This is a genomic window from Sorangium sp. So ce124 (assembly GCF_051525235.1).
GTDB lineage: Bacteria > Myxococcota_A > Polyangia > Polyangiales > Polyangiaceae > Sorangium > Sorangium atrum.
In genome coordinates, this window is sequence record NZ_CP150312.1 from 11,544,480 (window position 1) to 11,557,036 (window position 12,557).

Annotated in this window: 6 protein-coding genes and 1 pseudogene; 4 read left to right on the forward strand and 3 right to left on the reverse strand. The window is 66.2% G+C overall.

What is annotated here, in order from left to right; all coding sequences use genetic code 11:
* Positions 1–759 precede the first annotated feature (759 nt).
* From WMF19_RS43350 to WMF19_RS43360, 3 genes and pseudogenes are all read left to right on the forward strand, one after another.
* A complete protein-coding gene (locus WMF19_RS43350; RefSeq protein WP_437895728.1) occupies positions 760–6,801 on the forward strand; it encodes a toxin TcdB middle/N-terminal domain-containing protein in 6,042 nt (2,013 codons plus the stop codon).
* A 2-nt stretch (positions 6,802–6,803) separates the two neighbouring features.
* Positions 6,804–7,073 carry a MafI family immunity protein gene (locus WMF19_RS43355; RefSeq protein ID WP_437895729.1) on the forward strand — a complete coding sequence of 90 codons (270 nt, stop codon included), beginning with the start codon at positions 6,804–6,806 and terminating at the stop codon, positions 7,071–7,073.
* 281 nt (positions 7,074–7,354) lie between these two features.
* A pseudogene (locus tag WMF19_RS43360) lies at positions 7,355–7,477 on the forward strand (SpvB/TcaC N-terminal domain-containing protein); the annotation flags it as partial.
* Between the two features lie 37 nt (positions 7,478–7,514).
* On the opposite strand, the gene WMF19_RS43365 reads toward WMF19_RS43360, so the two are convergent.
* Positions 7,515–7,700 (reverse strand): hypothetical protein, encoded by a 186-nt coding sequence (locus WMF19_RS43365; RefSeq protein WP_437901788.1) that lies wholly within the window; start codon positions 7,698–7,700, stop codon positions 7,515–7,517.
* A gap of 40 nt (positions 7,701–7,740) precedes the next feature.
* Positions 7,741–8,211, reverse strand: coding sequence for a recombinase family protein (locus WMF19_RS43370; protein ID WP_437895730.1), 471 nt, complete (start codon positions 8,209–8,211; stop codon positions 7,741–7,743).
* Between the two features lie 62 nt (positions 8,212–8,273).
* Here WMF19_RS43370 and WMF19_RS43375 point away from each other — a divergent pair, with 62 nt between their 5' ends.
* Positions 8,274–10,919: an RHS repeat domain-containing protein gene (locus WMF19_RS43375; RefSeq protein ID WP_437895731.1), complete on the forward strand. Its 2,646-nt coding sequence runs from the start codon at positions 8,274–8,276 to the stop codon at positions 10,917–10,919.
* Positions 10,920–10,957: 38 nt separating this feature from the next.
* Here WMF19_RS43375 and WMF19_RS43380 read toward each other — a convergent pair whose 3' ends face one another.
* On the reverse strand, positions 10,958–12,547 hold the full coding sequence (locus WMF19_RS43380; RefSeq protein ID WP_437894432.1) for an IS1182 family transposase: 1,590 nt from the start codon (positions 12,545–12,547) through the stop codon (positions 10,958–10,960).
* Positions 12,548–12,557: the final 10 nt, after the last annotated feature.

Below are 12,557 nucleotides of genomic sequence, written 5' to 3' on the forward strand. Positions count from 1 at the left end.
GCAGAGCGGTGCGGCTGGTATCAATTGTATCGCGTCTCCCGGAAGGAAAGAGTGGTGAAGCCGGAGGGTGTTGATGTGTTTTTAGTTTCGCGTGTCTCGCCGGGGACGCTCCGGATAACGTCCCTGCCGTCCTATCGCGCTCAAGCCCCTTCTCGCGGCGAAGCTTTGCTGCTCATCGACAAGCGAGGTGTGGTGTGTCAAGCGTCGGTCGGTAACGAGGTTGGCGACGGCCTGTGGGCTGTGGAGGGCTGCTCGAGTGAATCGCCTATCCCTCAGGGGCTCGTTGCGGTTCGTGCATCGGAGGCAACCAGAGCTGCCCGACTCGAATTTCACTGGATTAACGAGTCTCTCCCCCGAAAGAGTGCCGAGTCAATCGCGCCTCAGGACGATGGCAACGAGTTCATGTGGAGGCCGTTCACCATCGTCGATCTTACTGGGGACCGCCGGAGTCAGGTCGCCGTCTATTGCAGACGTCCAGCACCGGACGAATATGAGTGTGAACGATTCATGTTATATCGGGGAAGCAAAGAACGATCCAGGTGGTTCAATCTCGTTGCACGTGCGCGTTGGACTCGTGGTTCTGCTGACAGATGGATCGAGCCCGAAAACTGAATCGAACCTATTTGCTGTTGGCCCCTCCTTCACCCAAGGTCAACAGAATGTTAGGAGCACGCACCGGCGGTCACAAAGCCCGGTGTTCACACCGGTAATCTCCCGCCCGGCACGCTCACGTACAGCGAGCCGGTGATTCACCGCGAGGTGAAGTCGCTCGACCCCGAGAGTCTGCGCGACCTGCCGGGCGGCACGATGGGGTCTGGGCGGCGGTGGGTCGATCTCGACGGCGAGGCGCTGCCCGGCGTTCTGATCGAGGAGGGCGAGGCGCTGTATTACAAGCAGAACCTCGGCGGGGGCCTCCTGTCCGCGGCGCGGCCGCTGCAATCTCGCCCGGCCGTCTTCGGCGGGCAGCTGCTCGACATCGACGGAGACGGGCGCAAGGAGCGGGTGGTGTTCGAGCGGCCGGTGGCGGGCTACTTCGACCGCACCGACGCGGGCTGGGCGCCGTTCCGCCCGTTCGCGTCGCAGCCGAACGTCGACTGGAGCGACCCGAACGTCCGCCTGATCGATCTGAACGGCGACGGGCACGAGGACATCCTGATCACGGGGCCCGAAACGTTCACGTGGTATCCGTCGCTCGCCAAGGGCGGCTTCGACCGGCCGATCACGATCTCGCGTCCGAGCGACGAGGAGCGCGGGCCGTCGCTGGTCTTCGCCGACGCGGCGCAGAGCATCTTCCTGGCCGACATGAGCGGCGATGGGCTGGTGGACCTGGTGCGGATCCGGAACGGCAACGTGTGTTACTGGCCCAATCTCGGCCATTGCCGCTTTGGCGCCAAGGTGCAGATGGGCGGGAGCATGCGGTTCGACCACGAGGGCCGCTTCGATCCGAAGCGCATCCGCCTGGCCGACGTAGACGGCTCGGGGACGACCGATATCGTCTACCTGCACCCGGACGGCGTGCGCTTCCATGCGAACAACGCCGGCAATACGTTTGCTTCGCCGGTGATCCTGCCGCAGCTGCCCGACGTGAGCGATCTGGCGTCGGTCGATGTGATCGATCTGCTCGGCTCCGGGACCGGGTGCCTGGTGTGGGCCTCGTCGCTGCCCGGGGCGCGCCCGCGGGTGCGCTACATCGATCTGCTCGGGAGCAAGAAGCCGCACCTCTTGACCTCGATCGCGAACAACCTCGGAAGGACCACGACGGTGACGTATGCGCCGTCGACGAGATTCTACCTCGCCGACCGGGCGGCGGGCCGCCCGTGGGTGACGAGGTTGCCGTTCGTGGTCCATGTCATCGAGCGCGTCGAGGTCTTCGACGCGGTTTCGCGGCATCGCTTCGTGACAACGTATGCTTATCACCACGGCGACTACGACGGAGTGGAGCGGGAGACGCGCGGCTTCGGCATGGTCGAGCAGCGTGACACCGAGTCGTTCTCGGCGTTCAGCGGGGCTGGCTTCGCGCCGCCCGCGGCGAACGCCGATCCCGAGCTGCACCTGCCGCCGGTGCTGACGAAGACGTGGTTCCATACCGGCGCCTGGATCGAGGGGGCGAAGATCTCGGCGCAGTACGAGAGCGAGTATTACGCCGGCGACGCGGAGGCGGTCCGCCTGGCGGACACGCTGCTTCCCGAGGGGCTCCGCGCCGCGGAGATGCGCGAGGCGTGCCGGGCGCTCAAGGGGCGGCCCCTCCGCCAGGAGATCTATGCGCTCGACGGGTCGGCGGAGGAGCCGCGTCCGTACGTCGTCACCGAGCACAGCTACGCGATGCGGCGGCTCCAGCCCGCGGTGGGGGATGCGCACGCGGTGTTCTTCGCCCATGCGCGCGAGGCGCTGGAATACCAGTACGAGCGCAGCGAGAGCGATCCGCGCGTAGCGCACGCGCTCACGCTGGAGGTCGACAATTACGGTACGGTCCTGCGGACGGCGCAGATCGGGTATCGCCGCCGTGCGGCGTGGGCGGAGTTCCCCGAGCAGGAGCAGGGGAAGGCGACGCTGACGGAGAACAAGGTGAAGCACCTGGTCCCGGACGAGGAGGGTGCTTATCGGATTGGGGTCCCGACCGAGACCCGGACCTACGAACTGCACGGCCTGCCGCTCGGCGCGGAGGGGGTGCTCGCCTTCGACACGGTCCTCAATGCGGCGGACGAGGCGACGTACCTCGCATACGACGGGACGCCGAGCGGGGGCTTACAGAAGCGCCTGTTGCAGCACGCGCGCACGAGGTACTGGAGCGACGATCTCACGGGGCCGCTGCCGTTCGGAGAGGTCGGCAGCAGGGCGCTCGTTTACGAGAGCTTCGCCAAGATCCTCACGCCTTCGCTGATCACGTCCGTGTTCGGGACCCGTGTCACGAGCGGCATGCTCGAGGAGGGGGGCTATCTCCAGCTCCCGGACGATCCGGACTATTGGGTGTCCTCGGGGCGGGCGGTGCCTTCGGCGGCTCACTTCTACTTGCCGACGACGTTCGTCGATCCGTTCAGCAATGCGTCGCAGGTCGCCTACGACCCGTATTGCCTGCTCGTGACGGCGGTGACCGATCCGCTGAGCAATCTCGTGGAAGCCATCCCCGACTACCGCGTCCTGGCCCCGCGGCAGCTCACGGACGTAAACGGCAACGTGAGCGAGGTGCGCTTCGACGCGCTGGGCCGGGTCACGGCGATGGCGGTGAAGGGCAAGCCTGGGGCCGGCGAGGGCGACACGCTCGACGACCCGACGGCCACATTCGCGTACGATCTGGAGCGATTCGAGTCCACCGGCGAGCCGAGCGTGGTGCACGCCCGCGCCCGCGAGCAGCACGGACCGGGCAACCTGCGCTGGCTGGACACGTACAGCTACTCGGACGGCTCGGGCAACGAGGTGCTGCGCAGGGTGAAGGCGGAGCCGGGGCTCGCGCCCGAGCGCGACGCGAACGGCGCGCTGGTGCACGACGCAGAGGGCGACCTGGTCTTTTCGCATGCGACGTCGCGCTGGGTCGGGACCGGGCGCACGGTGCTGGACAACAAGGGCAATCCGGTCAAGCAGTACGAGCCGTTCTTCAGCGCGACGCACGAGTACGAGGACGAAGCGGAGCTCGTGGAGTGGGGGGTGACGCCGATCCTGCGGTACGATCCGCTTGGCCGGCTCATCCGGACCGACCTGCCCAATGGCACGTTCTCCCGGGTGGTGTTCGATGCGTGGAAGCAGACGTCGCACGATCCGAACGACACCGTGCTGGAGAGCGCGTGGTACGCGGCGCGGCAGGCGCTGACGGCGGGCGATCCGGAGCGCCGCGCGGCTGACCTGGCGGCCGCGCACGCCGGGACGCCGGCAGTGAGCCACCTGGACGCGCTGGGGCGGGTGTTCCGCGCGGCGGCGGACAACGGGGCCGAGGGGGAGTACATCACCCAGACGACGCTCGATATCGAGGGGCAGCCGCTCGGGATCACGGACGCGCGCGGCAACCAGGCGATGCGGCATCGCTTCGGGCTGGGCGGGCAGCTGCTCAATCAGCAGAGCAACGACGGAGGCGAGCGGTGGATGCTGGCGGGCGCGACAGGACAGCGGCTGCGGGCCTGGAACGGGCGTGGGTTCGTCTATCGCTCGTCGTACGATGGGCTGCGCCGGCCGACGCACGAGCAGGTGCAGCTGGGCTCGGGCAGCGAGCGGCTGGCGCGCCGTTACGTCTACGGCGAAGCCCATCTGCAGGCGACGGCGCTGAACCTGCGCGGCAGGGCGTATCAGGTGTATGATGGCGCGGGCGTGGTGACGAGCCAGGCGTACGACTTCAAGGGCAACGTGCTGCAGGCGTCGCGGCGGCTGCGCAGCGACGTGCACGCGGACGCCGACTGGTCGGTGCTGGCGGGGCTGACGGATGTGGCCGCCATCGCGCCGGCGGCGGAGCCGCTGCTGGAGACCGAGAGCTTCGGGACGCAAACGGCGTACGATGCGCTGAACCGGCCGACGAGCGTGACGGCACCGGATGGTCTGACGGCCTCGGATGCGAGCGAGATCAAGCCGACGTACAACGAGGCGGGCCTGCTCGAACGCATCGAGGCGCGCGTTCGAGGCGCGGTGGCATGGACGACGTTCGTCGACAACATCGATTACGACGCGAAGGGGCAGCGCGAGCGGATCGAGTACGGCAACGGCACCTCGACGGCGTACACGTATGACCCGCTGACGTTCCGGCTCGCGCGCCTGAAGACGACACGGAGCTCGGACAGCGAGGTGCTGCAGAACCTCACGTACGTGTACGACCCGGTCGGGAACATCGTGGAGATCGGGGACAGCGCGCAGCAAACGGTGTTCTTCAACAACGCCGTGGTATCGCCGAGCGCACAGTACGTGTACGACGCGGTCTACCGGCTGATCGAGGCGACGGGTCGGGAGCATGCGGGCGGGATTGCCGACGTGCAGCGGGACCAGAACGACCTGCCGATCCACTCGCTGCCACACGCGAACGACGCGCAGGCGCTGAGGAACTATACCGAGCAGTACGTCTATGACGCCGTGGGCAACCTGCGGAGGATGGTGCACCAGGCGGGCACGGGGAGCTGGACGCGGTGGTATGCGTACGAGGAGACGGAGAACAACCGGCTGACGAGCACGACCGGGGACCCGGTGAACGGGCCGTTCCGCAACTATGCGCATGACGCGCACGGCAACATGACGTCGATGCCGCACATCACGGCGCTGACCTGGGACGAGAACGATCAGCTGCGGAGCACGGATCTCGACGGCGGCGGCGATGTCTATTACGACTACGACGCTGCGGGGCAGCGCGTGCGCAAGGTCTGGGAGCACAACGGGCTTGTGGACGAGCGCATTTACCTGGGCGGCTACGAGGTGTACCGGCGGCGCAACAGCTCGGGGCTGGTGCTGGAGCGGCAGACGCTGCACGTGATGGATGGCGCGCGGCGGGTGGCGATGGTGGAGACCAAGACGGTCGACACGTCGGGGCCGTTCACGGTGACGCCGCGGGTGCGCTACCAGCTCGACAACCATCTCGGGTCGGCGTCGCTGGAGGTCGACGGTGCGGGGCTGGTGATCGGGTACGAGGAGTATCATCCTTACGGGACGACGGCGTACTGGTCGAGCAGCAGCGCGTTGGAGGTGAGCCAGAGGCGGTACCGGTACACGGGCAAGGAGAAGGACGAGGAGACGGCGCTTTACTACCACGGGGCGAGGTACTATGCGCCGTGGCTCGGGAGGTGGACGAGTGCGGACCCAGCGGGAATGGTGGACGGGCCGAGCCTGTACGTGTACGCGAGGGATAATCCCACGACGTTGTTCGACCCTGATGGGCGTGCAGTCCAGCCGCAGCCGATTCGATGGCGATGGCCTTGGGAGCCGGTTGAGCTGCAAAAAGGCATTGCCGCGGCGGTGAGCAAGAGCGCTGGCAGCGCAACTCCAGAGCGTTCAGAGGGGGTGCCTTCGGAAGGCGGAACTCCGGCGGCGTTGGGCGCTGCCGCTGCCAAGCCAGTTTCCGCGCCGCCTAGTCTGCCGGCCAGAGGTGAGGCCTCCGGTGTATTTCGGATCGCTCCTGCCACACGGGGCGCGGCGCCCACCCGACCGCCGCCTGGCGGCGGCAGCCACGTCGGTGGGATTGTGATCAGCGTCGGGATAGTTGCTGTCGAGATGGGTGTTGGCTATCTCGTCGACAAGCTTTCGGCCAAGGGTGATGGCGGCATCTCAGCCCCTCCTCCCGGCCCTCCTCAGCCGCCGCCAGTACCGGGCATGACGCCTGTGATACCGCCGCCGCCCGAGGCTGCAAAAGAGCAAGAGGCACGCCAGGCAGCGGCTACTCCAGGTGCCAGTACTAAGCCCGAAGGACCGCCTGCTGCGGAGAGTACGGACGAGAAGGACGCCGCTGACGCAAGGGGAGGAGCCTTCCGTGTTAGTCCGGAAAGAGCCGCACACATTCTTGAGGGCACACCAGTTCATCCTGGTAGTCAGCCGGGGCATGGGCATGGTCCCGGCCGAGGACTCCCGGTGGGTGCATTCCCGGACACGTGGACGGATGCCCAAGCCATTGCGGCGATTGAGCGTATGGCCAACGCGCCTACCTCGAGTTGGATGGTTACGAAAGGCCCGGAGGCTGGAAAGTTGAGTCGTGGTGGGCCAGCTCCGGGAGCTGCCACCACCACGAAGGCCGGGAAGCCGGTTCGATATTCTGTAAGGGGAAGGGATCACGGTCTCAATGTCGAAGTGATTATCGAGCCGACTGGAGAGGGAATCATTACAGGTTACAACAGGGGCCGCTAACGATGAATGAGTATATTGTAACACAAGTTATGGATATTCTTGCGGCGCTCGGCGACGCTTTGCCGGAGATCGATCGCCGGAACATTGCTCGATTCCTGAAATATGGCGAGCATGTAATTGCCGTGGATACGCTGTGTGAGCAAATGTGCGAGCGCAACGTGGTGCCCGGCAGGACTGTCTATCAGCAGATCATGTGCGTGATTGCGGATCTGGGCATGGACGCGAAGCTGTATCAGGGAATCGTTCCACTGCCAAGGGACGAAGGCTTCTGAACGCTAAGCGTTCGTCCCTCATCTGTAGCCGTCAGGGAATGACTGCCGCGCGTCTGGTGAGCAGGCCGAAGATGGGGATGGTGAAGGCCCGGAGCGGATAATGGATCGGTTCCTAGCGGCGGCACCTGTTGCAAAGCTGAATCGAACCCAGGTTACTGCATCTTCTCCTCCCTGCCGGAAGGTGAGGGAGCCCGCACTGGCGTTCGCGTCAGTGATCCACGCCGAGTAGAGAATCCGCACCATGTCCATGCGCCCACATCCCACATGAAGACGCCGTAGCGGTGGCGCTGGTAGGGCGCTCGTCGAGCCCCGGCTCGTTCTCGATCCCGCTGCAGCTGAGCCCCGGCCGCGCGGGGTTCGGGTCGGGGCTCGCGGTGACATACGACTCCGGGGCTGGCAACGGCCGGTTGGGCGTCGGCTGGCAGCTGTCTACCCCCCGCATCACGCGGAAGAGCGACAACGGCCGTAGACCTCCGGCGGGGGCTGGTCGACGAACTCGTCGCTGTGCAGCACGTCGAGCACGGCTTGCCGCTCGGGGTCACTGAGCCAGCGTGGGCTCGGAGCGGGCCTGGGCGGCGCGGGCGGCCTCGCGGGCCGGGTCTGCCGGTAGACCGTGGCGCCGCTCACGCCGAGCGCCGAGCACGCCTGCGCGATGGGGACGCGCGGATCATCGAGCTCTTCGATGACGTCCAGCAGCGCTCTCCGTCGTTCGTGAGGTTGATGCCCAGAATGGCAGAGACCTTTTTGGGGAGGTCGATGAGCTTCTCAGCGAGCGCGAGCTTCTTCTCGAGCCGCGCCGAGCGCTTCTCGAACTCGGTGATGCGCCGGTCCTTCGCGTCCTGCTTCGGCCTGCGACCAGGATTGCGTCCCGCCAGCGCCTCGCTGCCATGGAGGGCGAGCTGCTTGCGCCACGCCTCTTCGCGGCCTGGAGCCCGGCCTTGGTCCTCTGCGCGATCAGCTCCCGTTTCACCTCAGCCACGGCGGCGATGATGGTGAAGCTGAACCTCCCGGCCGGTGTGCTCGTGTCGATGCCGTCGTGCAGGGAGATGAAGTCGATGTCCCTGGCCCGGAAGTGATTGAGTGCGATCATGAGATGGCGGACCGACCGGGCGAACCGGTCGAGGCGCCAACAGGCCACGAGGTCCAGCTTGCCGTGATGAGCATGATGAGCAGCAGAGCAACGACGGCGGCGAGCGGTGGATGCTGGCGGGCGCGACAGGACAGCGGCTGCGGGTCTGGAACGGGCGAGGGTTCGTCTACCGCTCGTCGTACGATGCGTTGCGCCGGCCGACGCACGAGCAGGTGCAGCTGGGCTCGGGCAGCGAGCGGCTGGCGCGCCGTTACGTCTACGGCGAAGCGCATCCGCAGGCGACGGCGCTGAACCTGCGCGGCACGGCGTACCAGGTGTATGATGGCGCGGGAGTTGTGACGAGCCAGGCGTACGACTTCAAGGGAAATGTGCTGCAGGCGTCGCGCCGACTGCGCAGCGACGTGCACGCGGACGCCGACTGGTCGGTGCTGTCGGCGCTGACGGATGCGGCCGCCATCGCGACGGCGGCCGAGCCGCTGCTGGAGACCGAGAGCTTCGGGACGCAGACGGCGTACGATGCGCTGAATCGGCCGACGAGCGTGACGGCGCCGGATACGAACGAGGTCAAGCCGACGTACAACGAGGCGGGGCTGCTCGAGCGGGTCGAGGCGCGGGTTCGAGGTGTCTGGACGACGTTCGTCGACAACATCGATTACGACGCGAAGGGGCAGCGCGAGCGGATCGAGTACGGCAACGGCACCTCGACGGCGTACACATATGACCCATTGACGTTCCGGCTCTCGCGCCTGAAGACGACGCGGAGCTCGGACAGCGCGGTGCTGCAGAACCTGACGTACGTGTACGACCCGGTCGGGAACATCGTGGAGATCGGGGACAGCGCGCAGCAGACGGTGTTCTTCAACAACGCCGTGGTATCGCCGAGCGCACACTACGTGTACGACGCGGTCTACCGGCTGATCGAAGCGACGGGGCGGGAGCACGCGGGCGGGCTGTCGGAGTCGCCGCGTGACCAGAACGACCTGCCGATCCAGTCGCTGCCGCACGCGAACGACGCGCAGGCGCTGAGGAACTATACCGAGCAGTACGTCTATGACGCTGTGGGCAACCTGCAGAGGATGGTGCACCAGGCGGGCACGGGGAGCTGGACGCGGTGGTATGCGTACGAGGAGACGGGGAACAACCGGCTGACGAGCACGACCCGGGACCCGGTGAACGGGCCGTTCCGCAACTATGCGCATGACGCGCACGGCAACATGACGTTGATGCCGCACATCACGGCGCTGACCTGGGACGAGAACGATCAGCTGAGGAGCACGGATCTCGGTGGCGGCGGGGTGGTTTACTACACCTACAGCGCGACGGGGCAGCGCGTGCGCAAGGTCTGGGAGCACAACGGGCTCGTGGACGAGCGCATCTACCTCGGCGGCTACGAGGTGTACCGGAGGCGCAGCGGGTCGGGGCTGGTGCTGGAGCGGCAGACGCTGCACGTGATGGATGGCGCGCGGCGGGTGGCGATGGTGGAGACCAAGACGGTCGACACGTCGGGGCCGTTCACGGTGACGCCGCGGGTGCGCTACCAGCTCGACAACCATCTCGGGTCGGCGTCGCTGGAGGTCGACGGGGCGGGGCTCGTTATCGGGTACGAGGAGTATCACCCGTACGGGACGACGGCGTATTGGTCGGCCGCGTCGGGGATCGAGGTCTCGCAGAGGAGATACAGGTACACGGGGAAGGAGAAGGACGAGGAAACGGGGCTATACTATCACGGGGCGAGGTACTACGCGCCGTGGCTCGGGAGGTGGACGGCGGCCGATCCGGCGGGGTTGGTGGATGGGCCGAACCTGTACGCGTACGTATCGGGAAACCCCATTGTGCTCCGGGATCCAACGGGGAGGTGGGACGAGCGGGTCGTTCCAGCACCCGCGCCCGGGATGAAGAAGCCTGACCCGCCACCTCCACCCGGAAAGGACTTTGCTGCACAAAAAGCAGCCGAAGAAGCACGACAGGCGGCGGAGCAAGCGGAAAATCTCGGCGCCGAGATCGGGGGCAAGTTCGGCGAGGCGATCGGTGAGGCTGATGAGGCGCTCAAGACGCTGACTAGCCTTAATCCTAGCGTTCTCCCACGCAATCTGAAGTCGAACCCCAAGTTCGTAGAGGAATTGCAGGCAGGACTTGCAGAGAAACTGAACGCGATTCCTGAACTGCCTACCTTTACCGACCCGAAGCTTGCCGAGGCGGCGCAGAGAGGCTTCGAAAGGGGGTTCGGAGGCGGCCTTGACGAGGCAAGGACAAGGGCGGTCGCCGTCAACCTCGCCTCCGGAGCAGCTTTGGCACTGTCGCCCGCTGCTGTAGCCGGTATCGAGCGGGCGGGCGCGGCCGCCCTGAGGGGGGCACTGGCGAGGTTCAGGGACATGCCGATATTCCTCCCAGGCGCCGCCGGCGGCGCGGGCGGCTTCCTCCGCGTGCCCAAGCCCCCGATCGCCCAGGCCGCAGGTGGAGAAGCGCCCGTAATTCGCCAAATTGCGGATACACCCGGGCTGCAACACTCCTTTTCTCGTCATGCAAATCAATGGTTCGGCGGGGAGGTGACACCCAGAACCCACATGTCGCAGTGGCAGGCATTGGTGGAGCGAACAGCCGCGAGCAGCAAGCAGGTAGCTTGGAGTACCGGCGATGCGGCGACCGTTGGTCATCTCGCACGTATCGATGGGAAGTATTTTTTGCACAGTTTTACGCGGGAGGGCCTCGTGCGGGTGAACTGGCAACGGCCTTCATTCCCAACCAGAGTCAGCTAGAGCGGCGAACACATTGAAAACGATTAAATTACGGCAGGTTACGCTGCCTGCTGCATCAGGCGTTGGGCCGCCTCGAGATTCTGGATCGCTGCTGCGCGCCGGAGGTCGAACAGATTTCTCCTGGCGCCGATGTAGCGTGCAGTGTGGCCCTTCCGTGCCGCGATGTGGGCGAGCGCATGCTCCACAGCCACCCGCTGGCGGAGCACGGCGCGACCTGCCCCCGTCTGCTGCAGCTTCCGGAATTTGCGCTGCAGAGCCTCGTCCTCCGCGATGGACACGGTCCGCCCCCGTCCCGAGGCGGCTTGGGTGCACCTAGCTCGGAGGGGGCACGCGCCGCACTCCTCAGGATCAAACTCGACCGTGTCGCCCGGCTCGAATACCTCGACCTGTCCCGCCGGACAGGTGATCGTCTTGGTGCGCAGGTCGATCTTGAAGTCGCGCTTGCTGAACAGGTTGGGTCTGCGAGCACGCTGTCCCCAAGGCTTCGAGAACACCTGGCCACCGTCGCGGATCACGTCGTCAACGACGGGACTGTTCACATAGGCGCGATCGATATGGAGCTCGCCGAGGCGCAGCCGCTGACGTTGGATGTCCTTGGCGATCGGTGCGGCCCCCTCTTCTTCGGGGCGATTCGCTGGCGTGACCGCACAGGCGACGATGACGGGAAGGTCCAGGTCGCGTGCGATATGTTCCTTGTAGCCATCGAACCTCTTCGAGCGGCTCTTTCTTCCGTGGCGCATCTCGGCGTCCTCAATGGAGACACGGCGGTCAGCTGCAACACCTTGACGGATGCGAACGGTCCCATCCTCAGCCGTTTCCAGGTCTTGGTCCCGAACCTGTGTGACCGCATCCAGATAGAAGCGGAGCGGCTGCTCGACAACGTCGTCCAGATGGCGGTCCACCCACTGCTGCAGGGACGAGACCTGCCGCTCCAGGATCTGAATCGCCGCCGCCTTCTGTCTCGGGTCGCTCCAATCGAGATCGAGCCCGGCCTTGATGCTGGGAGCCAGAAGCAGCGGGATGCCCGCCTTGCGACAGATCTCCTCGGGCGGGCGCTCCGTGATCTTCGACACGACGCGGACGATGCTGCGTGCTGCATGGCCGAGCAGGTTGATCGTGTCCTCAACCCGCCCGGCTCCCGCTAAAGGGCGGCTATCGATGGCCACGCGCAGCGCTTTGGACACCGCCCGCTTCTCGCTCGCCGTCATCGCGCCCGACCGAACGAGCGCCACGGTCCGCTCCAGCAGCACCCGGTCCATCTCATGCTCGACCATCCGCTCTCGGAACGCCTGCAGCGCGCCCTGCGCGAACGCGGGCGTGGCCGCCCCCAGGCAGCCGAGCACCATCTGCCAGCGAAGGTCGACGATCGACAGCTCCACCGCCTCGGCATCCGATGCGCCGACGTAGCCTTGGAGCAGCGTGACCATGCACATCAGCGCCGGCGGATGCGGCGGCTCACCTGCTCCCGTGGTCCGGTACATGCTCTCCAACTGCTCCTGGAACGTCTCGTCGAATAGCTCGTGCCGGTGCAGCCTGAGAAAGCCGAACAGGGCTCGCACCCGGGTCAACCGTTTCATGAGCGCCTGTTCCTGCCGCGACAGCTCCACCGGCGGCAACCATCGTTCCATCCGTGCACCT

Excerpts from the sequence above, each read along its gene's own strand:
- WMF19_RS43355 (WP_437895729.1), top strand. The coding sequence starts at position 6,804 with ATGAATGAGTATATTGTAACACAAGTTATGGATATTCTTGCGGCGCTC.
- WMF19_RS43380 (WP_437894432.1), bottom strand. The coding sequence starts at position 12,547 with ATGGAACGATGGTTGCCGCCGGTGGAGCTGTCGCGGCAGGAACAGGCG.
- WMF19_RS43375 (WP_437895731.1), top strand. The coding sequence starts at position 8,274 with ATGCTGGCGGGCGCGACAGGACAGCGGCTGCGGGTCTGGAACGGGCGA.